Annotated in this window: 25 protein-coding genes; 17 read left to right on the forward strand and 8 right to left on the reverse strand. The window is 50.9% G+C overall.

Translation table 11 applies throughout. The features are described 5' to 3' along the window. Positions 1 to 18: 18 nt before the first annotated feature. The 3 genes from DUE52_RS11890 (at position 19) to DUE52_RS11900 (ending at position 1,586) form a co-directional block, all read left to right on the forward strand. Complete coding sequence (locus DUE52_RS11890) at positions 19 to 441, forward strand: hypothetical protein (RefSeq protein ID WP_114406228.1); 423 nt, start codon at positions 19 to 21, stop codon at positions 439 to 441. Positions 442 to 513: 72 nt separating this feature from the next. After that, positions 514 to 1,161 (forward strand): SCO family protein, encoded by a 648-nt coding sequence (locus DUE52_RS11895; protein ID WP_114406229.1) that lies wholly within the window; start codon positions 514 to 516, stop codon positions 1,159 to 1,161. After that, on the forward strand, positions 1,158 to 1,586 hold the full coding sequence (locus DUE52_RS11900) for a c-type cytochrome (RefSeq protein ID WP_114406230.1): 429 nt from the start codon (positions 1,158 to 1,160) through the stop codon (positions 1,584 to 1,586). The genes DUE52_RS11895 and DUE52_RS11900 overlap by 4 nt, the downstream gene beginning before the upstream one ends. A gap of 7 nt (positions 1,587 to 1,593) precedes the next feature. On the opposite strand, the gene lptC is transcribed toward DUE52_RS11900, so the two are convergent. From lptC to DUE52_RS11915, 3 genes are all read right to left on the reverse strand, one after another. Next, the gene (gene lptC / locus DUE52_RS11905; protein WP_114406231.1) at positions 1,594 to 2,148 is read right to left on the reverse strand and encodes an LPS export ABC transporter periplasmic protein LptC; all 555 of its coding nucleotides are present in this window, start codon (positions 2,146 to 2,148) and stop codon (positions 1,594 to 1,596) included. A 99-nt stretch (positions 2,149 to 2,247) separates the two neighbouring features. Then, positions 2,248 to 3,534, reverse strand: coding sequence for a BamG family beta-barrel-assembly machinery protein (bamG, locus tag DUE52_RS11910; RefSeq protein WP_229312144.1), 1,287 nt, complete (start codon positions 3,532 to 3,534; stop codon positions 2,248 to 2,250). Then, a complete protein-coding gene (locus tag DUE52_RS11915; RefSeq protein WP_114406232.1) occupies positions 3,518 to 4,249 on the reverse strand; it encodes a type III pantothenate kinase in 732 nt (243 codons plus the stop codon). Before DUE52_RS11915 ends, bamG begins: the two co-directional genes overlap by 17 nt. A gap of 68 nt (positions 4,250 to 4,317) precedes the next feature. Between DUE52_RS11915 and DUE52_RS11920 the strand changes: the two genes are divergently transcribed. The 5 genes from DUE52_RS11920 (at position 4,318) to DUE52_RS11940 (ending at position 10,197) form a co-directional block, all read left to right on the forward strand. Beyond that, positions 4,318 to 5,463 carry a mechanosensitive ion channel family protein gene (locus tag DUE52_RS11920; protein ID WP_114406233.1) on the forward strand — a complete coding sequence of 382 codons (1,146 nt, stop codon included), beginning with the start codon at positions 4,318 to 4,320 and terminating at the stop codon, positions 5,461 to 5,463. Between the two features lie 391 nt (positions 5,464 to 5,854). Continuing rightward, on the forward strand, positions 5,855 to 7,903 hold the full coding sequence (gene rho / locus DUE52_RS11925) for a transcription termination factor Rho (RefSeq protein WP_114406234.1): 2,049 nt from the start codon (positions 5,855 to 5,857) through the stop codon (positions 7,901 to 7,903). 215 nt (positions 7,904 to 8,118) lie between these two features. After that, on the forward strand, positions 8,119 to 9,051 hold the full coding sequence (locus DUE52_RS11930) for an OmpA family protein (RefSeq protein ID WP_114406235.1): 933 nt from the start codon (positions 8,119 to 8,121) through the stop codon (positions 9,049 to 9,051). A gap of 31 nt (positions 9,052 to 9,082) precedes the next feature. After that, on the forward strand, positions 9,083 to 9,568 hold the full coding sequence (locus DUE52_RS11935) for a helix-hairpin-helix domain-containing protein (RefSeq protein WP_114406236.1): 486 nt from the start codon (positions 9,083 to 9,085) through the stop codon (positions 9,566 to 9,568). 35 nt (positions 9,569 to 9,603) lie between these two features. After that, positions 9,604 to 10,197, forward strand: a complete 594-nt coding sequence (locus DUE52_RS11940; protein WP_114406237.1) for a helix-hairpin-helix domain-containing protein — start codon at positions 9,604 to 9,606, stop codon at positions 10,195 to 10,197. Positions 10,198 to 10,298: 101 nt separating this feature from the next. Here DUE52_RS11940 and htpG read toward each other — a convergent pair whose 3' ends face one another. Further along, positions 10,299 to 12,128 carry a molecular chaperone HtpG gene (gene htpG / locus DUE52_RS11945; RefSeq protein ID WP_114406238.1) on the reverse strand — a complete coding sequence of 610 codons (1,830 nt, stop codon included), beginning with the start codon at positions 12,126 to 12,128 and terminating at the stop codon, positions 10,299 to 10,301. A 243-nt stretch (positions 12,129 to 12,371) separates the two neighbouring features. Here htpG and DUE52_RS11950 point away from each other — a divergent pair, with 243 nt between their 5' ends. Next, complete coding sequence (locus DUE52_RS11950) at positions 12,372 to 12,680, forward strand: rhodanese-like domain-containing protein (RefSeq protein ID WP_229312145.1); 309 nt, start codon at positions 12,372 to 12,374, stop codon at positions 12,678 to 12,680. 3 nt (positions 12,681 to 12,683) lie between these two features. Here the strand turns inward: DUE52_RS11950 and dapF are convergent, their stop codons facing one another. Together dapF and rplS are read right to left on the reverse strand one after the other, a co-directional pair. Continuing rightward, complete coding sequence (gene dapF / locus DUE52_RS11955) at positions 12,684 to 13,454, reverse strand: diaminopimelate epimerase (protein ID WP_114406272.1); 771 nt, start codon at positions 13,452 to 13,454, stop codon at positions 12,684 to 12,686. A gap of 167 nt (positions 13,455 to 13,621) precedes the next feature. Next, complete coding sequence (rplS, locus tag DUE52_RS11960; protein WP_114406239.1) at positions 13,622 to 13,999, reverse strand: 50S ribosomal protein L19; 378 nt, start codon at positions 13,997 to 13,999, stop codon at positions 13,622 to 13,624. Positions 14,000 to 14,184: 185 nt separating this feature from the next. Here rplS and DUE52_RS11965 point away from each other — a divergent pair, with 185 nt between their 5' ends. Continuing rightward, complete coding sequence (locus DUE52_RS11965; protein ID WP_114406240.1) at positions 14,185 to 15,684, forward strand: NAD(P)H-hydrate dehydratase; 1,500 nt, start codon at positions 14,185 to 14,187, stop codon at positions 15,682 to 15,684. Between the two features lie 437 nt (positions 15,685 to 16,121). Further along, entirely contained in the window at positions 16,122 to 16,289 is a 168-nt protein-coding gene (locus tag DUE52_RS32410; RefSeq protein ID WP_165840924.1) for a hypothetical protein, read from the forward strand. 102 nt (positions 16,290 to 16,391) lie between these two features. Here the strand turns inward: DUE52_RS32410 and feoB are convergent, their stop codons facing one another. Together feoB and DUE52_RS11975 are read right to left on the reverse strand one after the other, a co-directional pair. Beyond that, positions 16,392 to 18,530, reverse strand: coding sequence for a ferrous iron transport protein B (gene feoB / locus DUE52_RS11970; RefSeq protein WP_114406241.1), 2,139 nt, complete (start codon positions 18,528 to 18,530; stop codon positions 16,392 to 16,394). 59 nt (positions 18,531 to 18,589) lie between these two features. Further along, a complete protein-coding gene (locus DUE52_RS11975) occupies positions 18,590 to 18,817 on the reverse strand; it encodes a FeoA family protein (protein ID WP_114406273.1) in 228 nt (75 codons plus the stop codon). Positions 18,818 to 19,142: 325 nt separating this feature from the next. Between DUE52_RS11975 and DUE52_RS11980 the strand changes: the two genes are divergently transcribed. The 6 genes from DUE52_RS11980 (at position 19,143) to DUE52_RS12005 (ending at position 24,486) form a co-directional block, all read left to right on the forward strand. Next, positions 19,143 to 19,811, forward strand: coding sequence for a heme exporter protein CcmB (locus tag DUE52_RS11980; protein ID WP_114406242.1), 669 nt, complete (start codon positions 19,143 to 19,145; stop codon positions 19,809 to 19,811). Between the two features lies 1 nt (position 19,812). After that, positions 19,813 to 20,517 carry a cytochrome c biogenesis protein CcsA gene (ccsA, locus tag DUE52_RS11985; RefSeq protein ID WP_510186274.1) on the forward strand — a complete coding sequence of 235 codons (705 nt, stop codon included), beginning with the start codon at positions 19,813 to 19,815 and terminating at the stop codon, positions 20,515 to 20,517. Between the two features lie 42 nt (positions 20,518 to 20,559). Beyond that, entirely contained in the window at positions 20,560 to 20,769 is a 210-nt protein-coding gene (locus DUE52_RS11990; RefSeq protein ID WP_114406244.1) for a CcmD family protein, read from the forward strand. Positions 20,770 to 20,853: 84 nt separating this feature from the next. After that, positions 20,854 to 21,294 carry a cytochrome c maturation protein CcmE domain-containing protein gene (locus DUE52_RS11995; RefSeq protein WP_114406245.1) on the forward strand — a complete coding sequence of 147 codons (441 nt, stop codon included), beginning with the start codon at positions 20,854 to 20,856 and terminating at the stop codon, positions 21,292 to 21,294. Between the two features lie 320 nt (positions 21,295 to 21,614). Further along, the gene (gene ccsA / locus DUE52_RS12000) at positions 21,615 to 24,251 is read left to right on the forward strand and encodes a cytochrome c biogenesis protein CcsA (RefSeq protein WP_114406246.1); all 2,637 of its coding nucleotides are present in this window, start codon (positions 21,615 to 21,617) and stop codon (positions 24,249 to 24,251) included. Between the two features lie 7 nt (positions 24,252 to 24,258). Beyond that, positions 24,259 to 24,486, forward strand: coding sequence for a hypothetical protein (locus DUE52_RS12005; RefSeq protein ID WP_114406247.1), 228 nt, complete (start codon positions 24,259 to 24,261; stop codon positions 24,484 to 24,486). The last annotated feature ends 46 nt before the right edge of the window (positions 24,487 to 24,532 follow it).

A 24,532-nucleotide genomic window follows, 5' to 3' on the forward strand; every position in this document is an offset into this window, starting at 1 on the left:
AAATCCTCCATCAATACCATGAAAAAACTAGTGATTTGCCTTATTACACTGGCGGGTTGTCAGTCATCCAACGACAAAAAAAGCATTGAACAAATGCAAGATCAGGTTATGGTTGTTCATGACGAGATCATGCCCCGCACCGATGACCTGATGGATTTGAAGGAAAAGATAAGCCACCAGATTGATAGTCTTTCCAAAATCACACCCGCTTCAGCCAGCGTCAAGGCCCGTCAGGAAGAAGGCCTGACCATCAATAAAGACCTGACCGAAACCGACAGCCTGATGTTTGCCTGGATGAATCATTACAACGCCGATACCGTCAAAGGCATGGATGAAACGCAGGCAAAAGCGTACCTGGATCTGGAATTGAAGAAAATCAGTGAGGTGAAAGCAAAAATAAACAGCGGAATTACACAGGCGAAGAAATTCCTGGGTAACTAATTCCGGACGCGGACTGTTGATTGAGTACACCCTTTCGCTGTCTGGTTTTTTGCCATTAAACTAAATTTCAGAATGTATTCAGTGCTAAAAAGCAGTATTTCGCTGGCCGTTTTCCTTTTTTTAGCGGCTTGCTCATCCACCGAATCCCGGTTGCCCATCATGGGCGAACGGGATGTCATCACGAAAGAAGTAGACGGTAAAACCGTTACGGACACGGCCTATTATCAGATACCGGGTTTCCAGTTTACCAACCAGGACAGCCTGCCGGTAACGGATAAAACCTTTGATGGAAAGATCTATGTCGCCGACTTTTTTTTCATCACCTGCCCGACGATTTGCCCGAAGATGAAAACCCAGATGAAACGGGTTTACGACCAATTCAAGAACAATCCGGACGTAATGTTGCTGTCATACACCATCGATCCGAAACACGACACGCCGGCGGTGCTGAAAGAGTTTGCGACCAGTCTGGGAATTACCGGATCGCAGTGGCAATTTGCAACCGGCCCGAAAGAAGAGATTTTTAAAACCGGCAAGAGTTATATGGTGGTGGCCCAGGAAGACGCCGGAGCGCCGGGCGGTCTTCTCCACAGTGGTCACTTTGTGCTGGTGGACAAGGAAAAACACGTTCGGGGCATGTATGACGGCACCACGGAAGAAGGTGCAGACAAACTGATGGCAGACATCGACCGCTTACTCGCCGAATATAAAACGAAATGAGAAGACGAACGCTGGGATGGTTGCTCGTACCGCTTTTCTTCCAAACCGCTTGCCAGAGCCAGGAGGAGTTAAAGCAGGAGAAATATTTTGTGGAGGGCTACCAGCTTTACACCGAACATTGTGCCAATTGCCACCAAACCGACGGCAAGGGTCTTGAAGCGCTGTACCCGCCCATCAACGGGTCCGACTACCTGAAAAACAAGGAAAAAGTCATCTGCCTGATTCGGTATGGGCAGAACGAACCCATTGTGGTGAATGGCCGGCGATTCAACCGGCCAATGCCCGCCAATCCGCAATTAACCGACATCGACGTGGCGGAAATCACCACCTACATTTACAACAAGTGGGGCGGAGAAACCGTGATTACGGACGTGAAAGAAACCAGCAGAGTGCTGGATACGTGTCGGGTGCAGCGTCAACCTTAGTTCAACATCAATTTCCGCTACCCGACATCCGGAAGACACCCGACGTTTTTCGAATAAAATAGTGCGAGAACGTTTGATCCGTGTCCAAACCCACCCCTTCCAGCCGTTCGTTTGAGTTTTTGCTCAGAATTTTGACCTTTTTTTCGGTGTAAACCTTCTTGGTGGTCGGGTTCCAGTTGAGTTCCGGCGTGTAGAGTTCCTGATTCTTTTTCTTATTGACCACCACCACGTTCCCCATGACGCGGTAATAGTTCTGGGCTTGTACGTAGCGGCCCGAATCCGCCCGCAAGGTGGTCTCGATCTGTTGATCGGGACCGTAGAACTCGATGTTGACGGTTTTGGGATAAACGCGGTCGTTGGATTGGTACTTGTACTGCAAGGGCGTTTTCATCTTGACCTTCAACAACCCCATCTCGCTGTACAGAATCTGGACGTCGTTGATTTCTTCCAGCGGCCCCGTATACGGTTTTGATTTTTTCGCAGCCGGTTCTTCCGTACAACTCATCAAGGCACTCCCAAACAGGCCCAAAAAGACGGCCCGAAAAATATACTTACTCATCATGGTTTTCAGTGTGAATCATTCCAATCCCTAGAACGAAAGTCTGAGCGCCCTGGTTCGCAGCTTTGACTAAACGGCAAGGCTACGCAGTGAAACCATCGGTCAATCGATTTTCTGCCGCTGGAACCAGGGCTGATTGAGCGACAGACCCAGGCCAATTTTGAAATACCGTTCCTGAATCTGACCGTTCGTAACCGTCCCCCGCTGACCACCGATCAACGAGATCGTCACCGAGTTGACAAATTGACCCACGGGCAGTGAAACGCCTAAACTGACGTTCATGTCGTTGGGTTGTTTTCCGCCTACCGAATACGGCAGCTTGGAATAATTGAACCCTAACCGGTAAGGAATGAGGTCCAGGTAGCGCGTCGACCGGGTTTTCGGGGTGTATTCCAGCCCGGCGCCAATCGAATAACTATCTTGTAAACTCCCCGAATTGCCCTCCAGGTCCGAAAATTTTGACCAGGGCTGGTACCCAAATTCAACCCCAACGGCTAGTTTTTGCGATTTCTCCAGCACAATACCGCCCCGAAATTGGGTAGGCAGCGTAACCGAACCGCCACTTCGGGTACTAACCGTATCCGGGTTTGAAATCTGTGTGCCACTGGCATCGATTTGCTGATAGGTATCGATTGAATTGCCGCCTAATTTTGTCATCGGATCGATGGTGGCACCGATGTTCAGGAACCAGTCATTTTTCAGTTTCGGTCGCCAGGCCGCTCCGAGTCGCCAGACAATATCGCTGTAACTCGTTTGTGTCGAACGTTTTACGGTAATATCATCCCCGCCAATCAACAAGCGGGAATCGGAATCCTTGGTGGTATTTCCAAAGAGAAAAGCGGCTTCAAAGCCGAAGAAAAGGCTCTTGGTCAGGCTAAAGCCATTGGTAAACGTTGCCTTGTTGAGTCCACCCCGTCCCCGGTAAATGTATTCGGATTCGTAAATGGTGCCCGGCACTTTCTGGTATTGCGTGGTTTGGTAGTCCACGTAGCTGTAGGGCCGCAAGCCAATGCCCGTCGACCAATAGCGGGTGACGGGAAAGGTAAACGTCAGGTAGCTGAGGTTGGCTCCAAAATCCTGTTGTTTTTGTCCACGGCCATCGGTAAGTCCTTTGCTTTGCCCCAGCAAACCCACTTCAAACAGGGTGTAGCGGTTCCGAACCAGCAAAGCGGGGTTGACACTATTCAGAAAAAAACTGTTGGCATACGCAGTTCCCATGCCGCCCATGCCCAGGTTGGTGACGTTGCTGTTGCCGTAGATTTCACCAATACCCAGCGAAGAATAAGGAGAATTGCCTAAACCTTGTGCCTGAGCGGTCAATTGAGCCGTTCCAAACAGGAAAAGGCCGGTAAATAAGACGGAATACCATCCGTTACGAGAGGTCGACATTATGTTGTAAAATACGATTCAATCCGATCAGTACCAGTTCCGGTACTGCAAAGATGGGTGGTTTCAGGCTACTTTCAAAAAACGGAGCGTCTCCCCCGCAGATTAGTACCTTCACATCGGGGTGTTCCCGGCGATGCGCATCGATAATACCGTTCAATTCGGCCAGCAATCCGTTGACCACCCCGGCCTGCATGGCCTGCCGGGTATTTTTTCCCAAGAGCGAGGGTCTCAACTCATCCGGCTCGACCATAGGTAACCTTTCTGTAAACGAATGCATCGCCCGGAATCGCATACGGAAGCCGGGAGAAATCATTCCGCCGTGAAAGACCGAAGCCGCATCGACGTAGTCATACGTGACGCAGGTCCCCATATCGATCACCAGACAGGCATCGTCCGGAAACCGGACTTTGGCCCCAACAGCCGACGCAATCCGGTCGGTGCCCAGCGTGTTGGGCGTGTCATACCGCTTTTCCATCGGCACCGGCGTATAGCCATCCACCGCCAGCCAGAACGTTCCCGGTTTTAGCGGAAGCTGGTCCCGCAATTGGTCGGCCGGGCGGTTGGTCGACGAAACGACGACCGCGTCGGGCGGAGCATTCCGAATCAGGGTTTGCAGGTTCTCGACCGATAACTGCGAATAGACCTCCATAGGCTTTCCCTGCTCGAAAATTCCGGCTTTGATGGCACTGTTCCCCCAGTCGATGGCGATGTTCATTCCTGCAAAAATTGCAAATAGAGACCAGATTCCTCACTCTTGTGTGTTAAAAATGCTTAAAATGCGGCATGGAATCGGTAAAAACGTGGTTTGAGCAGCAGTTGATGGGCAATTCCGTCGGCAATCTGGTCCTGTTCGCTCTCCTTATCCTGTTGGGTTTGTGGCTGAAACGCATTCTGTCGATGTTGCTGAGCCGGTTTTTCTACCGGCTCGTCAAGCCCGAATCCAATTCCATTCCGATCAGCGATTTTCTTCGGTTGATGCGCCAACCGATCGAATTTCTCATTCTGCTGATCATGCTTTTCCTGGCCTTCGACCGATTGGCCATTCCCGATCAATGGGGATTTGTTCCGCGCACCGAGTTCGGCTACCGCCTGGTGGTAATCCGGCTGTACCAGACGACGCTGATGATTACGCTGGCCTGGATTGCCATCCGGTTTGTGAAGTTCGTGGGCCTGATTTTTCAGAAACGGGCCGAACAAACGGAAACGAAGCTGGACGACCAACTGGTACCGTTTGTTCGCGATCTGATGATTCTAACCGTCTCCGCGATTGCGTTTTTTTCGATTCTGAGTGTCGTTTTCGATGTCAACGTCATTGCGCTCGTAACCAGTCTGGGCATCGGCGGTCTGGCCATTGCGCTGGCGGCCCGCGAAACACTCGAAAATTTATTTGCCTCGTTTGCCATTTTGCTCGATCGTCCGTTTGTAACCGGCGATACCGTGACCGCCGGAACCGGCCCCAATCAGGTTACCGGCACCGTAGAAAAAATCGGTTTCCGAAGCACCCGTCTCCGCACCGACGACGGCAGCCGGATCGCCGTTCCCAACCGCCTGATGATTTCACAGTCTCTCGATAACCTGACGCAGCGGAGCCAGCGCCGGGCCAAGTTCTACCTCCGGCTTGCCCTCGATACGCCGGCCGAGACACTCCGGGGCATTGTTGACGATACCCGACAATGGCTTGAAAACCAACCTAAAACCAACCAATCTCCTCCCCTTATCCAGTTTGATACCTTTGGCGAAAGCTCGCTGGATATTCTGATTCAGTATTACGTGGCTACCAGCGACTATCGTGAATTTAATGCGATAAAAGAAGAAGTGAACTATCAGTTGATTGCCATTGTTAAAAAACATAGCGGACAGTTTGCATTTCCATCAAGAATCGTTTATCTTCGATCACAAGCTGAGTTCCCGCTCGAAAATCAAAAATAATTCCTGGCTATTTTTGAATACTTTTTAAAACATTTGCATCTTTTGGTCGTTCTTGTTGACAAAGCGGGATTAAACTATTAACATTGTGGTCATATAGGTTCTGACCCGCTATCCCAGGTGTTCTGCCTCTATCCATGTAATCTGAGGCCGCAAGCCAAATCCACCTGAACAAACTGTCCCTGTTGAACCCCACCACGCACCAGCGTAGTTGTGTTATTACACTGAAACAGTTGCTGCAAGTGCATAGGTCAAGCAAATATCTGACTTGTAATCAATCGTACCATTAAAGCACTACTTTTCCTCATTTGGATTCATTCATCCACGGCTTGCCGTAGCGACAATTATCTCACACATTTTCAAGTAAAGCCCCCTTTGCTTACTCTGGCTTTTTATGTACAATAAGGAAGAACTCGATCTGAAACTCTTATCAGAATTGAAAGCGATTGCTGAATCATTCAGTATTCGTGACATTAGTAAATTCAACAAAAAGGAACTGGTTTACAAAATTTTAGACCAGCAATCCTTACTCCCCGACCCTGTTCCGGCTCCCACTGAAAACGGCAAAAGCGCGGAAGCCACCCCCGTGGTGGTCGCCGAAGCCCCGCGCCGTGGACGCCGTCCACGCCCGGAACCAACACCGGTAGCCGAAACGGCTCCCGTTGCACAACCTGCTCCTGCGGCCCTGGAAACGCCGGCTTCGGCCCCCGAACCCGTTCAGCCCGAAATGGTAACCCCCACTCCGGAAGCCCGAACTGAAGAACCACGCGTACCGGTCGTACGGCCCAATCGTGACAATGCGGCCCGAAACGGCCGACCTGCCGATGCGGCAGGCACCCGCCCGCAAAACCGGCGTGGTCCGGAACAAACCGGCCCCATTCGCCCCACCCGAAACGAAAATTCCGATTCCCACGATCCACGGCGCGTGCGTCAACGGATCCGCAAAGACGAGGAAGTTGGCGAAGATATTATTCCTGCTGCCCCTTCTGCGGAAAAATCCATTGAAAAAAAGGGACTTCCCAACCAACCCCAGCGCCCGGAACAACTCCGCAACCGCAAAGGAGAACTGGAACAACCCGCACTGGATCTGTCGATAGAAACCGACGCCGACGACTTTTACACCGCGCCCACCGAAACCGATGGCGAACAATCGGAGGAAACCGCTGTTAGCCCGGCCACGCCGGAAACCCCGGTTCAGGCCGATCAGCCCGAAGCAACCAGTCAAACCCCGGCACAGCAACCCGAACGCCAGCAGCGTGACGTGGTGCGCCCGGATGAGTATACCAACCGCATTCGCCGGCAGTATAACCAGCACGTTCGGGAATTCGACGGGATTATCGAAAACGAAGGCGTTCTGGAAATCATGTCCGATGGTGGCTACGGCTTCCTGCGTTCGGCCGATTACAATTACCTCGCCAGCCCCGACGACATATATGTATCACCGTCACAAATCAAGCTCTTTGGTCTGAAAACCGGGGACACCGTACGCGGTCAGATCCGTCCGCCCAAAGAAGGTGAAAAATATTTTGCCCTGCTGCGCGTTTCGTCGGTCAATGGTAAAACAACCGAGGAAATCCGCGACCGGATTCCATTTGAATACCTGACTCCGCTTTTTCCGGAAGAAAAACTGAACCTGAGCTACCGTTCCGATCAGTATTCGACCCGGATTGTAGACCTCTTTGCGCCGATTGGGAAAGGCCAGCGGGGGATGATTGTGGCCCAGCCCAAAACCGGTAAAACCGTGTTGTTGAAAGACATCGCCAACGCCATTACCAAAAATCACCCGGAAGTTTACCTCATCATTCTGCTGATCGACGAACGCCCGGAAGAAGTGACGGACATGGCCCGGAGTGTGAACGCCGAAGTCATTTCGTCAACTTTTGATGAACAGGCCGAGCGGCACGTTAAAGTGGCCTCGATGGTGCTGGAAAAAGCGAAACGGATGGTCGAGTGCGGTCACGATGTGGTTATCCTGCTCGATTCGATCACGCGTCTGGCGCGGGCCTACAACACCGTGGTGCCTTCGTCCGGTAAGATTCTGTCGGGTGGTGTCGATGCCAACGCTCTCCACAAACCGAAACGCTTTTTCGGGGCTGCCCGAAACGTTGAATTTGGCGGCTCGTTAACGATCATTGCCACGGCGCTGATCGATACGGGTTCGAAAATGGACGAGGTAATCTTTGAAGAATTCAAAGGGACCGGCAACATGGAACTCCAGCTCGACCGGAAACTGTCCAACAAGCGGGTTTATCCGGCGGTCGACGTTCTGTCGTCCGGTACGCGTCGGGAAGACCTGCTGCTTGACAAAGAGACCCTGCAACGCATCTGGATTCTTCGCAAGCACATGGCCGATATGAACGCGATGGAGTCGATGGACTTCCTGCTCGACCGCATGCGCGGAACCCGCAACAACGAAGAATTTCTGGTGTCGATGAACCGCTAACGTTCATCTTCCCTCCGTCTTTTTTATACACTAAAACCGTGTTGCAGCCCGAAAGGGTTGCGACACGGTTTTTTAGTTACCAGACAACCCACCGCATTTGAGAAAGGCACCGCCACAGAAGGCGTTTCTCAAAAAATAATTTCGGGTTTGCATGACTTCACGGCCCTTTCTGAGTCTCAATGAAGGAATATAAACTTCAAACCCGTCGTTATTTCATGTTCACCAATAAAACTCCCTGGGTTGTGCTGCTCCTTGTCTGGATGGGCGGTTCAACCTATTGGCACGTCTGCCACATCAAACAATTGTGCGCCGACGACGATACTCCCCGGTCATCCCTTTCTGCGGATTCAAAAACAGCTCCTGCCTTTACGGTTCCCGGTTTGCAGTTTGCGGATGGAGCAACTGCATCCTTCCAGTCAGCGGGTCATCTGGCGTTTGCCAAATCCGGGGCCGAAGTCAACCCGGCGGGCGTTCAGTCTTTGCTGGATTCCCTGGCGCTCTATCTGAAAGCAAACCCCGGCAAACGCGTGCAACTGACGGGCTTCTATGATCCGAATGAACAAAATCCATCGACTGACGCGAATCTGGGGCTGGCCCGCGCCAACAGCGTCCGGGCTTATCTGAAAACACTGGGTGTAGCGGATACGCTCTTCACGATGCAAGGCGAATCAACCGCCGATCTGGCCTTTACGCCGGCCGGCGATTCGCTCTACGGCGGTATTCGCTTTGCGTTTCTGGAAGAAGTACTGGTGAAAGCACCCAAACCGGCCGAAGAAAAATTAGCTGACAGTCAGAAATTTGCGTCCATTTTCGAGCCGATGGACTTGTACTTCAACACCGGCAAAATCGACTACATCAAAACCGCCGGTACCCGTGAATTTCTGGAAAAAACCCGGACCTACCTGAAAGAACATCCGGATCAAAAACTGGTCATTACCGGTCACACCGATAATGTTGGCCCCGATGTGCTCAATCTAGCCCTGTCCAAGAAGCGGGCCACCGCCGTGAAAATGCAATTGGTGAACGAGGGTATTCCAGCCCGTCAGGTGGAAGTTCAGGGCAAAGGCGAAATCCAGCCCGTCGGCACCAATGAAACCGAAGACGGCCGCCGGGCCAACCGCCGGGCCTCGATCGTCGTGAAACCCTAATGTCCTCCGCTACCAAAAACGCATTACCACTATGTTTGAAATGAATCCCCATCAGTTGCCCGACGCCGTTCTGCAACACTGGATTATGTTACTGGTTTGTGGAACGTTAGGTTTCATCATCGGTTACATCGGTCGAAAAGTTACGATTCGCCAGCTCGAAAGTCAGATCAATGCCACTGAAAGCCAGGTGGAAGAGTGCCTGAAATCGAGCCAGGCCCAGCAGGAAGACATTGTTCTCCAGCGTATCTCCTCCCGGGCGAATGAACTGAATTTCACGCGAATTGGCCATTCCTCGCTCGCTAAAGCCGATGACCTGAAGGAAATCAACGGGATTGGACCCTTTTTCGAGAAAAAACTGCATAGTCTCCGAATCTATACGTTTCAGCAGTTGGCTAATTGCACCACGGAAGACATCAACCAGATTGCCAACATCATTGAGTTCTTCCCCGACCGCATCGAACGGGAAGACTGGATCGGTCAGGCAAAAAAGTTACACCGCAAAAAATACGGCGTTTAGAAATCAACTGTTCGACCTAAAAAAGCACAGACATTATGTTCAATTTAGATCCGTTTAGCCGGGGCGTTGCCATTACTGAAATCCTGATCTTGCTGGCCTTTGCCGCCCTTGTGGGTTATTTCCTCGCCCGGTTGATCACCAACAACCGCATCAGCGAATTAAGAGCCGCTTTAGCCGATCAGGAAGCCGCCCTGGATGACTGCCACCGCAAGCGGAAAGCACCGCAGAAAGTCGTTATGACGCCCCCATCCGCCAAAAAAACCGTCGAGTATACCAATGTAAGCGTAGTTGCTACGACAACCAATGGAAGCACAAAAACAGAAAACGATGAAGAAACAATATTCCGTAAAATTGCGTCACGCGCTTCGGAATTGAATTTTAGCCGCATTGGCTACGCTACCCTGAATGATGCAGATGATCTGAAGGAAATCGTGGGCGTCGGTCCATTTTTTGAACGCAAACTGCACACACTCGGCATTTTCAGCTTCCGGCAACTGGCCAACTTTACGACCGAAGATGTGGAGAAGGTAAGTGATATTATTGAATTTTTTCCCGACCGCATCGAGCGCGAAGACTGGGTCGGACAGGCCAAACAACTGTATAAGGATAAGTACGGGCGGGAGGTTTAAAGACGATTTACGGTTTTCAGTATACGGTTTACGGTGGCTGACGCATTCAATTGCGCTCGTCAGCCACCGTAAACCGTATACTGAAAACCGTAAAACCTGTCTTACAAGGTCTCGACCGTGCGACGGATGAATGCGGTCAGGTCGGAGCCGGAAAGCATGCCCTGCGCCAGTTTGGCCAGATCAAGGCTTTGTTTGACCAGTACCTTTTGCTCGTCCATATCGCTTAATTTCAAAATACGGTCGGCCAATGGGTGGTTAGCGTTCACGGCAATGTTGTAACTATCCGGCATGGCACCGAACATGCCGCGTTCGCCACTCAACGCGGACATATCTTTCATCCGGCGGAAAAATTCGGGCAGGGTAATGATCACCGGCAGTTCGTCGGTCGGCATTGCTTCGACGGAAACCGTGCCGGTTTTCGTATCCAGCGCTTCCTCAAACAACGTTTTCAGTTTCGTTTTGTCGTCTTCCGACAGCACACTTTCGTTATTGATCCCCTTATCGATCAGCTTGTCGAACGTGTCGGCATCGACACGTTTCAGGCTGGTTTTTTCGAGTTTGTATTCCAGTTGATTGATAAAATGGCTGTCGATCACCGTATCGAACAGCAACACCTCGTACCCGCGTTTCCGGGCCGATGCGATGAAACCGTCCTGTTTTTGCAAATCGTTCGTATACAACCAGATAACGGAACCGTTTTTATCCGTCTGGTTTTCTTTAACGGCTGCGCTAAACTCCTCAAAGGTGAAGTATTTCCCTTCTACGTTTTTCACCAGACAGAAATCTTTGGCTTTTTCGTAGAATTTCTCATCGCTGATGATACCGTATTTGACAAACAGGCCGATGTCATCGAATTTCTGTTCAAAACCGGCGCGGTCGTTGCGGAACAGTTCTCCCAGTTTATCAGCGACTTTTCGCGTGATGTACCCGTTGATTTTCTTCACGTTGCTGTCGGCTTGCAGAAAACTCCGCGACACGTTGAGCGGAATATCCGGCGAGTCGATTACACCGTGCAGCATCATCAGGAAGTCCGGTACAATGTCTTTGACCTCATCGGTGATGAACACCTGACGGCTATACAATTGAATTTTTTCGCGCCGGATCTGAAAATCATTTTTGACCCGCGGGAAATACAGTACGCCCGTCAGGTTAAACGGATAATCGACGTTCAGGTGAATCCAGAACAGGGGTTCTTCCGACATCGGATAGAGTTCCTTGTAAAAATTCAGGTAATCTTCGTCGGTCAGTTCGGAGGGTGACTTGGTCCAGATCGGGGCAGTATTGTTAATGGTCGCTCCATCGAATTCGATGTCGATGGGCAGGAACCGGCCGTATTTGTCCAGAATCGACCGAAGGCGGTCTTTATCGAGAAACTCTTCCGAATCAGCGGCAATGTGCAGAATGATATCCGTACCGTGTTCCGCCCGCTCGGCTTCCGTAATTTCAAACTCGGTCGAGCCATCGCAAATCCAGCGGGCCGCTTCCGATCCTTCCCGATACGATTTGGTGATAATTTCCACGTGGTCGGAAACCATAAAGGCCGAATAAAACCCCAAGCCAAAATGGCCGATAATCGCGCCTTTTTCGTCCAGCTTGTCTTTGTACTTTTCCAGAAATTCCGAGGCTCCGGAAAACGCAATCTGGTTGATGTACTTCTTGATTTCTTCCGCCGTCATCCCGATGCCCCGGTCGCTGACAGTGATGGTTTTGGCTTCTTCGTCGAGGGTGACGGTCACTTTCAAATCGCCCAGTTCACCGTTAAATTCGCCGAATCCAGCCAGTTTTTTCAGTTTCTGTGATGCATCGACGGCATTAGAAACCAGTTCCCGTAAAAAAATCTCGTGATCGGAATAGAGAAATTTTTTGATGATCGGAAAGATGTTTTCCGTATGAATCGAAATTTGACCTTTTTCCTGAATGGTCGAGCTCATGACAATAAAAATTAGAGTATGATTGACGCAATAAACTGATGCCCACCCGGCACCAAGAACTGTTCCAGAGCATCAGAATGTGACAAGTTGGCAGTAAAAAGCGGATAAAAGGTCAATAGAAAATAAAAGATCGCGGATCCTCTACTATTTTCCGGCCTGAGAAAACACCCTTTCCTATTTTCGTGTTTCGTATGCAATGACACCGAATGAACCACCCATCTCTACTACACCGCCCTATCGCCTGTGAACCCGAAATTATATACCGACATTACAACGGAAGAAATGGAGTCACTGGTGATGGAACCGGAAACCGTCATTGTCGACGTACGCGACGAATGGGAATTTGAAGAATTTAACATCGGCGGCCTGAACATTCCACTGGCTGAAATCCGCAGCAAACGGCATTACCTGTTGCCGTATGACAACGTAATTGTGGTCTGCACCAACGGCGTTCGAAGCCGGGTGGCGGTGAAGGATTTCTGCCGCCATCCCGAAATGGAAGAAAAACAGTTGTATCACCTCAAAGGCGGCATTCTCGGAGCCGAAGAGTGATCGTTAAACCGCTACCGAACCGGTAAATACCCGAACCGCCGGGCCGATTAAATACAGATCGCTAAAACCGCCGTCGGCAGTGGTAACGAAGGATACCCGCAAATTACCGCCCAGCGTCTGAATCGAAACCGGGCTGCTCATACCGAGTTGCCGGTGTGCGACCAAAGCCGAGGCCGTTACGCCCGTGCCACAGGAATAGGTTTCATCCTCAACACCCCGCTCGTAGGTTCTTACAAACAAGGCATTAGCCCCAATTGGCTGCATGAAATTGGCGTTGGTTCCACCAGGTGCAAACCGGCTGTCGTAGCGAACCGGCCGGCCTTCCGCGACAACATCCATCGATTCGACGTCTTCTACCACTTTCACGTAATGCGGAGAACCGGTATTCAGAAAAGCATAATCCGCCTGCTGGTCGATCCCGGCAATCTCATTCATTTTGAGCAAAACTTCCGCATCGTTCACCGATGCCTGGTGTTCGCCATCGACGGCCAGAAAACGGGTTTCCGCTTCGAACAAGCCTAAATCGTGCGCAAACCGAACAATGCAGCGACCGCCATTGCCACACATGCTGCCTTCGGCGCCATCCGCGTTGAAGTAAACCATCTGAAAGTCATACTCCGGGTGATTGCGAAGCAGAATCAGTCCATCGGCGCCGATCCCAAACCGCCGGTGACAAAGCCGGGCAATGCGTTCCTGCGAAACCGGGAAGGTTTCGGCACGGTCGTCGATCAGGATGAAATCGTTTCCGGTTCCCTGGTATTTGAAGAAATCGATCATTTCATGAGTTAAGAGTTAAGAGTTAAGAATGAAGAATTGGCTGACGCATACGAAACTCTTAACTCTTAACTCTTAACTCTTAATTAATAATTCTTAACTCTTTTTTTGGGGTACAAAAAAAGCCGTCCGGACAGACAGCTTTCTTACTGAGAAGAGGGGCAGTACTACGCCTGTGGCTGTCTTACTTTAGCCTTGCGTTCCTTGATCCGTGCTGCTTTACCCTGACGACCACGCAGATAGAACAGACGTGCCCGGCGAACGCGGCCCAGACGAACCAATTCAACTTTGTCGATATTCGGCGACAGAATCGGGAAAATCCGTTCTACACCGATACCATTTGAGATCTTGCGTACTGTAAACGTTTCTCCGTTGGTGTTCGGATTCCGGCGTTGGATTACCGTTCCCGAGTAAACCTGAATCCGCTCTTTGTTTCCTTCACGGATTTTAACATGCACATTGACTGTGTCGCCTGAGTGGAAGTCCGGAAAATTGTTCCGCCGACCTGCATTCTCAGCTTCGACCAGTTTAATTAATTCACTCATGACCGTAGATATCTTCGGGGGTATGAAATTTCCTAATAAGCCGCAAATATAGCCAAAAGATTCCGTTTTATAAATAGTTGCCCTTAAAATAAATTGATTACCCCCCGAACCGTGGAAAGTTAACGGGTTTTTAGCTAATTCGCCATCGAAGACCCGAACCCCTTAGTCCCAGTTGATCCAGCCTGATGAAAATTCTGACCGTTGAACAAACCCGCACCCTCGATCAATATACCATTGAGCATGAACCCATTGCGCCCATCAACCTCATGGAAAGGGCTGCTCAGGCGTTTACCGACTGGTATACGGCCCGGTTTGACAAAACCCGTCCCGTTCGGGTTTTCTGCGGATTGGGTAACAACGGCGGTGACGGTTTGGCCATTGCGCGTTTACTGACCCAGTTGGAATATTCCGTTCAGACGTATGTGGTCCGCTACGCTCCCCGCGAATCCGATGACTTCATGCACAACCACCGGCGGTTGAAGCTGATTTCTTCCATCAATTACATTGAAAATGAACGCGATATACCGATTATCCGAAACCGGGAAGTGGTGATTGATGCCATTCTGGGCTCGGGGCTCTCCCGAACCACGGAGGGTATTGTTCAGGCGGTGATCGACGCCATCAACCACAGTCCGGCCACGGTCGTTGCCGTCGATATTGCCAGCGGTCTCTTTGCCGACACGGCCAACGGCCCCAATTCTACCATCATTCAGCCGGATTATACCGTCGCGTTTCACCTGCCGAAACTGGCTTTTTTGCAACCAACGCTGGGGCTGTATGTTGGTGAATGGCACTGGGTCGACATTGGATTGAGCCGGGTGTTTATCGAACGAACACCGACGACTTATTTTTACACGACCGAACAGGAAGCCCGGCATTTGTTACGCCCACGAAACCGCTTTTCCCACAAAGGATCGTTCGGACACGCCCTGCTGCTGGTCGGCAGTTACGGAAAAATAGGGGCCGGTGTTCTTGCGTCCAAAGCCTGCCTGCGGTCGGGGGTTGGGCTACTGACGGTACAGATGCCCCGCTGTGGCTACGAAATTCTGCAAACCACCGTTCCGGAAGCCATGTGTTTGCCCGATGGTCATTTGCACATCCTGTCGGGACAGTCGGAACTGGAAGCACCCGAACTAAGCAGCTATTCGGCCATTGGCGTCGGCCCCGGCATTGGCACCGCTCCCGAAACCCTGGCAATGTTGCGCAACCTGCTGTCGGAAGCCAGAAAACCGATGGTGATCGACGCCGATGCCATTAACCTGATTGCCAGGAATCGCGACCTGATCGATAAAATACCGAAGAACAGCATTTTAACCCCCCACCCCAAAGAGTTTGAGCGCCTGACGCGACGCTGGACGAGCGATTATGACAAACTGGGCATCCTGCGGGATTTTGCCCAGCGCAACCAGTTTGTCGTCGTTTTGAAAGGCGCCCACACGGCGATTGCTACGCCGGACGGTACTACCCATTTTAACTCGACCGGAAATCCGGGCATGAGCACCGGCGGAACCGGCGACGTTCTGACAGGGATTCTGACGGCCCTGATCGCTCAGGGCTATGACCCGGTGGAAGCGGCTGTACTGGGTGTTTTTGAACACGGGCGGGCGGGCGATCGCGCGGCTGACCAACGCGGCCCCATTGGTCTGACGGCTTCCGACATCATCGAAGCCCTGCGGTGGGATTAACACCCGTGGCGGTTTTTCATGGTAGAAATACCCGTCTTTAAAAAAGATTTCTTCTTCTCCATCTATTTTCTTACAACCATCGTAGATACAAGCGGGTCTAACGCTGTGTAATACGTCCCCAATGGGTGTAGAAAAAAATCTACACTTATTGGAAAATTCCCGGTTTTAACCAACAGAAAAATTTGCTTTTTAGCACTTTTTGATTGAAGAACCTATTGAAAATCAAACACATTTAACCATTGGTGAGTCAAATACGAAAAACCGTATTCAATGGAATAGTATTTGACTAGCAATTAAGTAGTCCGGGCGGTTTACCCTGTAGAAACTACCTGTTTTGAAAATCACGTAGTTGTACGCATTTCAAAATCGCCCGGATTGCCGAATTTTGTAGCCTATATCCAGCATATCCTATATCAACACCATAATTGACCATTACCATGAGAAACGTTGTCCCAAAAGAATGGAGAGCAAATCGTACAGGAAGCCGCCGTGCCCGATTTGAAATTGACCAGATTTCATTGCTAGGCGTCTTGACCGTCATGATTTTTGCCTATATTCTCTTCCACTTCGTTTACCCGATCATTTCGAAAGGGTTGTTCTGGTAATGTAAACCGAGTAATCCACACCAAAGCATCATCCACACCAAAACAGATTTCATTAGGAAAAGCGGATTTCAAAACCGGCTGCTCCTGATGAAATCTGTTTTTTCATTTCATCAGTTGATAAACCAGAAAAGCGGACCCATACGCCAGAACACTCATGTAGGCTAACTGGATCATGGGCCACTTCCACCCTTTTGTCTCGCGGTAAACGGTTGCAATCGTGCTCATGCACATCATCGCGAATACGTAAAAAACCAGCAATGAAAAGGCTACTGCGGGCGTATACATGGGTTCTCCCGTCTCCGGATTGATTTCTGCCGCCAGTTTTTCCCGAATCGTACTGTCGTTTCCTTCGTCGGCACTCCCGATGCTGTAGATGGTGGCAATGGTTCCGACGAACACTTCGCGGGCCGCAAACGAACTGATGAGGGCGATGCCAATTTTCCAGTCGTAGCCCAGCGGTTTGATCACCGGCTCCAGAATTTTACCGAACCGACCGGCATACGAGGCTTCCAGTTTCCCGGAAGCGACCCGGTTTTCCACCTCCTCAGTCGGCAGATTGGCATATTGACTCCGAGCCCGGTTTTCAGCCTGTTCCAGCGCATCGCCGGGACCGTAGGACGCCAGCACCCACAACACAATCGAAATGGCGACGATGACCCGTCCGGCCTGCCAGACGAACGACGTGACACTATCCCATACCGTGATGCCGACGTGGTTCCAGCGCGGCCATTTGTAGGTCGGCAGTTCCATCACAAACAGGCTTCGTTCTTTGGCTTTGATGATGAGTTTGAAAGCATAGGCCGCCACCAGAGCCGCCACCAGCCCGAGCAGATACAAGCCCATCATTACGATTCCCTGTAAATTCAGGAAACCCAATACGGTTTTTTCCGGCACCACCAGCGCGATCAGAATGGTGTAGATGGGCAAGCGGGCCGAACAACTCATGAGGGGCGTCACCAAAATGGTGATTAGTCGCTCACGCCAGGAACCGATGCTGCGGGTGGCCATGATGGCCGGGACGGCACAGGCCACGCCCGAAATCAGCGGCACCACACTCCGGCCGTTTAACCCAAACTGCCGCATGATGCGGTCCATCAGCACCATCACCCGCGACATATACCCCGATTCTTCGAGCAACGAAACCAGCAGAAACAGGAAGGCAATTTGCGGAATGAAAACGACGACACCACCCACCCCGGCAATGATTCCGTCCGTCAGTAAATCCGTAAGCGGACTATCGGGAAGTTGATCGTGGAGCGTGCCGTTGAGCCAGGCCACACCCGCGTCGATGCCATCGACAAACGGCTGCGCCCAGGCAAAAATAGCCTGAAAAATCAGGAGCAAAACCGTTGCAAAAATGGCATACCCCCAGACCGGGTGCAGCAGAATCTGGTCGATCCGCTGGCTCCAGGTCGACTGGTCGAGGGGCCGTTTGTCCGTCACGACGGTTTTGACCACTTCGCCAATGCGCTTGTACCGCCCAATGGTTTCCTTCGCCTGAAAATCGACATCGTCGAACTGGTATTTTTCAATCAGGCCGTCCAGTTTAACCCGTTGCGGTTGTCCGAGAAACGAAAACCCATCGTGTTGGATGAGGTATTGCAGCGCGAGGTAGTTGTTGGTGAGCTGGTATTGCTGCCGCACGTCGGAAATCAGTCCCTTCATGTCGTGTCCGGCCAGGGCCGTCTGCTGTCCGGGATCAAAAAAAAGCGTTTCCGAAACCGTCGGCTGGCCAATTTGCTGCTCGATGGCTACCTTCAACAGTTCCAGCCCCTCCCCGATCCGCGCATTAATTTTCACGACCGGCACGCCCAATTGCATCGACAACCGAACGGCATTGATTTCAAGCTGCTGCTGCCGGGCAATGTCCAGCATATTCAGCGCCATAATAACCGGTACGCCCAAATCCTGAATCTGACTGAACAACAGCAGGTTGCGGTTCAGATTCGAGGCATCGACCACCACCACGGCCACATCCGGATAATCGGGATGCTGCGGATTGGCCAGAATATCCGTTACGACCTGTTCGTCGACAGACTTGGGATAGATGCTGTAAACGCCCGGCAGGTCGATGACTGAAATTTCGGTGGTCTCATTCAGAAAAGCCGTTCCCGATTTTTTATCGACGGTCACACCGGGAAAGTTGCCCACTTTCTGGCGAAGGCCGGTCAATTGATTAAACAGCGATGATTTTCCGGAGTTCGGATTGCCCACGAGGGCGATGACAGGTTTTGATTTCAAGGGTACTATAGAATGAAAAAGCCGGGAACTGTCTCACAACACCCGGCCCCCTGGCGATATTATTGTTCGATTAATATGGTAGCCGCTTCTGATTTCCGCATCGATAAACAGTACCCGGAAACATTCAGACAAATGGGGTCTCCCAACGGCGCTTTGCAGTGCAAACACACTTCCGTGCCGGGCAAGCATCCCATTTCAAGCAACTTCAGCGACATCCATTGGTCACTAAATGATTCGATTACCGCTTTTTCGCCAACCTTTAAATCGGCGACACTGCGCTTCTGTATTTTTCGGTGGGGCATTCGCGTACGATATTTAGACTCATTACAAATTAATGCAAGTTAACGGATATCCGTTCGCTTTTACAAGAAATGTTTCAAAAAAACCGGGGTTTTCTGGCTGGACGAGTAAACGAAAAAATTAGTTAAAACGGGCAGATTCCACAAACCGGATTAATTCCGGGAGTCGTTCGCTCCTGCCCGTGAAAAAACCGCCCTGGTATCAAGCTGAACTGGGGTTTGTGTTGTAATTTTGTAGAATCTGGTACAAACACTCGAAATTCATACATTTTGACCGGATGACGGAGGGTAAAATCCCTCAGGCGACAGCGCAATGCAACAGATCAGAGTATTAATCAGCAAAGAATTTCGGTTGGAATGGCGGCAGCGATATGCCCTGAACGGGATGCTGCTCTACATCGTCAGCACGGTTTTCGTTTGTTTTTTGAGCTTCAGCCTGCGCCGGAACCAACTGACGCCGATGGTCTGGAACGCTTTGTTCTGGATTATCCTGTTGTTTACGGCCATCAATGCCATTGCCAAAAGTTTTGTTCAGGAACGCGCCGGGCGGCTTTTGTACTACTACACACTGGTCAGTCCGCAGAAAATCATCCTGTCCAAAATTGTATACAACACCCTGCTGATGCTGGTGTTGGCCGGTTTGGGGTTCGGGATTTATACGCTGGTGATGGGCGTTCCCGGTGAGGGGATGGACATGCCTCTGTTTGTGGTCAATCTGTTGCTGGGTGCCATCGGCTTTGCGGCCTCGCTTACGCTGGTTGCGGGCATTGCCTCCAAAGCCGAAAATAGTGCGACACTCATGGCGGTTCTGAGTTTTCCGGTGGTGCTTCCCTTGCTGCTTATGCTGATTCGGGTGTCAAAAAATGCACTTGATGGTTTAGACCGTAGCGTTAGTCTGGACGAAATCGGAACTTTGCTGGCCATCGATGCCATTGTGCTGGTGTTGTCGGTGTTGTTATTTCCCTATTTGTGGAGAAGTTAAAATAACTATGAAAAAAAACTGGTGGAAAGCCCTGGCCGTTGTCATCATGACGTACGTGATCTGGGTCGGTCTTCTGGGAACGGTTCCCCGTCAACCCATTCTGAATGAGAGCATTCGCAACGTCTATTTTCACGTTCCGCTGTGGTTTTCGATGATCATCCTGATGCTGACGTCGATGATTTACTCGATCCGGTATCTGCGAAAAGGGCGAATGGACGACGATCATATTTCCGTGGAGTTTGCCAACAGCGCCATCTTATACGGTATTCTAGGGTGTGCAACCGGCTCACTCTGGGCGAGCGTCACCTGGGGAGATCCGTGGCCGAACGACCCGAAACTCAACAGCGTTGCGGTCGGAATGCTGATGTATTTTGCTTACCTGATTCTGCGTAACTCGTTTGATGACGAACTGCGCCGGGCCCGGATTTCGGCGATCTATAACATTTTTGCCTTTGCGGTTTTTGTTCCGCTCATTTTTATTCTGCCCCGGCTCACCGATTCGCTGCATCCGGGCAACGGCGGCAACCCGGCTTTTGGCAAATACGACATGGACAGCGGCATGCGGCTGGTGTTGTATCCATCCGTGATCGGTATGACGTTACTGGGCGTCTGGATTACCCAACTGCGGGTGCGGCTGCGTCGGCTACGCGACCGGCTGGATCATGTCAACGATGCCCTGCCAAAAGCCCATTCCACCGCGGAATGATTAGCCGACCAAACTTGTTACCACTTTACACTACTCACTACTATGATACCTAAATTCCTAGTCCTTTGCTTTTTGTTGTTGCTGTCGTTCAGCAGTCAGGCTCAGGAAATTGAGATGGCTGACCGGCTTCGGGCCGATGGTAAAATCTGGGTCGTTGTGGCCGTATTTCTGGTCACCTTTGCGGGAGTCATTGCCTACCTCATCCGACTGGATACGAAAATCAGTAAACTGGAAAAAGAAATTTCGAAATAGACATGAGACGATAGACAAGAGAGTAAAGAAATGTAGGATGCATTTTTGTCTTTACTCTCTTGTCTATCGTCTTTCCTCTCCATCATGAAAAAAACACATATTCTCGGTATTGTCGTGATTGCCCTGGCAATCGGTATCATCATCTCCACCGCGGGGGATGCCAGTTCTTACGTGACTTTCACCCAGGCGGCTGAACTGGCCAAAAGTGGTGAATCTGACGGCGTTCACGTCGTGGGCACCCTGACAAAAGACGCTCAGGGCAAGATCATCAACATGGTGTATCAACCCCAGGTCGACCCCAACCGTTTCGAATTCACGCTGATCGACACCGAAAACCACCTCCAGAAAGTGGTTTACAATTCGCCCAAACCGCAGGATTTCGACCGTTCCGAACAGGTGGTGGTGATCGGCAGCATGCAGGGTGATCATTTCCGCGCTGACAAAATCCTGCTGAAATGCCCGTCGAAATACCAGGATAACAAGCTGGAAACGAAGGAATACGAAGCTAAAACGGCAAAGCTATAAAGAGATGACAAAATGGTTCTAATGGTTGAAAATGGTTGAATGGTTTTGATGGTTAAAATGGTTAGGTGATCGAACGCTTTCAATCATGACCAATACCTTCCACCTAGGACTTTCGCTTTTACCCCTAAATCCCCTAAAGGACGGTCGGCCGCTGCCGGACTTTCTGATCCGGATTAAGCAGTGTCCAAGTCCCCTTTAAGGGATTTAGGGGTAAAAGCGAAAGTGTAAAGAATTATCAGACGTAAGTCCTACAACCATCAAAACCATTCAACCATTTTTAACCATAAAACCATCCCTTTAGCCATTCGAACCATTCAATCATGATTCATACAACCGTCGGTAATATCGGCCACCTTTTTGTTATTATATCCTTTGTTACGGCCCTGATGTCCACGTTCGCATACCTGCGGATTTCGCTGGCGGGTAACGAGCTGTTGCAAAACAAACGGGAAATTACGCAGTGGCGCTGGCTGGCCAGGGGTGCTTTTTACCTCCACGGCGTGGCCATTTTCGGTATCGTCGCCTGTCTGTTCTACATCATTTCCAATCATTATTACGAATACCATTACGCCTGGAACTACTCGTCGCGCGCGCTGCCAGCCGAATACATCATCTCGAGCTTCTGGCACGGACAGGAAGGCAGTTTTCTGCTCTGGCTGTTCTGGAACGTGATTCTGGGCATCGTCCTGATTCAAACCAACCGCGACGACCGCGCACAAAGCCGCAGTTCGCGCCAGTGGGAAGCGCCGATGATGACGGTTTTTGCGCTGGTTCAGGCCTTTCTGGCGTCCATGATTCTGGGTGTGGTTTTTGGCGACACCTTCAAAGTGGGTAGTTCACCTTTCATATTGATGCGGGATGCGTTGGCCGAAATGCCGATTTTCACCAGCAACCCCAATTACATTCCGGAAGACGGCAAGGGCATGAACCCGCTGCTGCAAAATTACTGGATGGTCATTCACCCGCCGACCCTGTTTCTGGGCTATGCTACCACGCTGATTCCGTTTGCTTTTTGCATCGCCGGTTTGTGGAAAAACGAGCCGAAAGAATGGATGCGTCCTGCCCTGCCCTGGGCTTTGTTTTCGGCGATGGTGTTGGGCGTCGGGATTTTGATGGGTGGCTACTGGGCTTACGAAACCCTTAATTTCGGAGGTTACTGGAACTGGGACCCGGTCGAAAACTCGGTGCTGGTGCCCTGGATGGTCCTGATTGCGTCCATTCACGCCATGCTGATTGCCAAAAAGAGTTCGACTGGTTTGAAAACCGCCATCATTCTTTCGGTAGCCACTTTCCTGCTGATTCTGTACTCGACCTTCCTGACCCGCAGCGGTATTCTGGGCAATGCCTCGGTTCACTCCTTTACGGATTTGGGACTTTCCGGCCAGTTGCTGATTTACATGCTGGTTTTCGTAGCCATGGCCGTGGTGTTAATCAGTTTCAAGTGGAAATTGATCGAGAAAGACGAAGAAGAAACTTCCGTTTATTCCAAAGAATTCTGGCTATTCATTGGTGCCATTGTGCTCTGTCTGGCCGGTTTTCAGGTTCTGAACACCACTTCGTTTCCGGTGTATAACAAAATAGGGGAAGCCTTCGGATTTAGCCCCAACATCGCCATGCCCGCCGACCAGGTGGCGCACTACAACAAATTCCAGATCTGGTTTTTCTCGGCCATTGCGCTCTTGACGGGGATCGGGCAATTCATCTGGTGGCGGAAAGTAGGCAAAGGCAACCTGAATTCCCTCATTACTTCCGGCATCATTACGATGTTCATCAGTGGCGGTTTGATTGCTTACGGTGACATTACGAAACCGGCCTTCATGGTGTTGCTCACTACATCGGTTTTTGCCATTGTTGCGAATTCGAGCATTTTGTGGGGCGTCGTTCGGGGGAATTACAAGCTGTCGGGTGGCGCAGTGGCGCACATTGGCGTGGCCCTGATGCTAATCGGAATTTTGTTTTCGTCGGGCTATTCCAAAATTGTCTCCCTGAACAACACCGGTTTGCTGATTTCGAAAGGGGACGATTTTACGAAAAATGATAACAAGGAAAACAAGGAAAACGTCATCCTGTGGCTCAATCAGCCGCAGAAAATGAGCGGTTATCTCCTCACGTACCGGGGCCAGCGGATCGAGATTCGCGACGTGCCGGATTACGTTCCCCGCAACTGGGTCGAGCCGATTGTGGGCGCCACGCCGGAACTGAGTTTTCACGGAATTGCGACACGGGATATTGAACAAAACGGCAAGCTGTATCACAAAAAAGGCGATACCGTTGCCCTGCATCCCGAAAACACCTATTACGAAGTGGAATACCGCGAACCTGGTGGCAAAATTTTCACCTTGTATCCGCGCGGTCAGATCAACGAGCAAATGGGCGCAGGCGGTTTTCTGCCCTCGCCGGATATTCGCCGGATGCCGGGCAAAGACCTCTATACCTACGTAGCGACCGTTCCCGACCCCAGCAGCGAAGGCACCTGGAGCCCGACGGAAACGTACCGGATTGCGCCCAAAGACACCTTCTTCGTAAACGATTACGTAGCGGTTTTTGACAATGTCATTCAAACCCGCGAAATCGAAGGAACGCCCCTCGGACCAAACGATGCGGCTGTCAAAGCCGTGGTTCGCGTGCTGGACAAGGAGCGGGAATATACCCTGTCACCGGCCTTCATCATCAAAGACCGCATGGTGGGCCGGAAAGCCGAAACCAACGAAGAACTCGGCTTACGGCTTCAGTTGAACGAAATCGATCCGCGAACCGGCCTGTTTACCTTCACGGCCAACACGACCCAGCGCGATTACATCGTGATGAAAGCCAAGGAAATGCCGCTCATCAACCTGCTCTGGATCGGGACGTTTGTGCTTGTCATCGGTTTCTCGATGGCTGCAATCCGTCGCTACCGGGAATTCACCAAGATGCGGGACAAAAAGAAGCCGACGCTGGTGGGCAGTTCACAGTAGGCATTTTATGAAAATCAGAGAAACCGTTCTTATTTCCCTTTCCATCGGCTGCCTTATTCTGTGGGTTCTGGAGTTCCGGCGGACGCGTACGTTTGGCGAACATTACTGGCTAATTATGCTGTGTCTGGCGTTTTTGCTGGCTTTTATGTATGTTCGTGGCGTACACCTGAATTCGGTCAAACAAAAACCGGCGGTTCCGGTGAAACCAACCCGAAAAAAGAAGAAAAAGTCTTGAACTCGGATTACGCAGATTAAAGGATTAACCACGATCGCTGACACGG

The organism is Larkinella punicea, from assembly GCF_003334855.1.
In the GTDB taxonomy this organism is placed as follows: Bacteria; Bacteroidota; Bacteroidia; order Cytophagales; family Spirosomataceae; genus Larkinella; species Larkinella punicea.